This is a genomic window from Vibrio variabilis, assembly GCF_003263785.1.
Taxonomy (GTDB): Bacteria; Pseudomonadota; Gammaproteobacteria; order Enterobacterales; family Vibrionaceae; genus Vibrio; species Vibrio variabilis.
In genome coordinates, this window is the sequence record NZ_JYJK01000036.1 from 1 (window position 1) to 451 (window position 451).

Sequence of the window (451 nt, forward strand, 5' to 3'; positions counted from 1 at the left end):
ATAGATTTAAGACACCGTGTCCCGTTCGTCTAGAGGCCTAGGACACCGCCCTTTCACGGCGGTAACAGGGGTTCGACTCCCCTACGGGATACCATCTTTAAGCGCATTTCTTAAGTGTTCTTAAAAATGGTTACTTCATTACGAAGTGATTAGCTCTTTAAAAATTTGGAAAGCTGACGAATAGCTTAATTGGTTTTACTTTTGAAAAAGTAAAACAAAACAGCTCAAGGCTGTTGATTAAGTTATTCAATTAAAAGTTCTCAAATCCTAATCTTTTGATTAGGTACCAACACACATTCAAGTGTTCTTGGCTTTTGTTTTCGCTTTTAGAAAGCAAAAGAAATTTTTGAGTCCGGCAAAATCGAGTCTGCATCATGTATAAAAATTGCAGACAACTTTGGTTGTTTGACCGTTTGCTTTCACTTTTCCAAAGTGAAGACAAATAGAAAGA

At 37.0% G+C, this 451-nt stretch carries 1 tRNA gene; it reads left to right on the top strand.

What is annotated here, in order from left to right:
• Nucleotides 1–18 precede the first annotated feature (18 nt).
• Nucleotides 19–94: transfer RNA gene (locus TZ48_RS04475), tRNA-Glu, on the top strand.
• Nucleotides 95–451 lie beyond the last annotated feature (357 nt).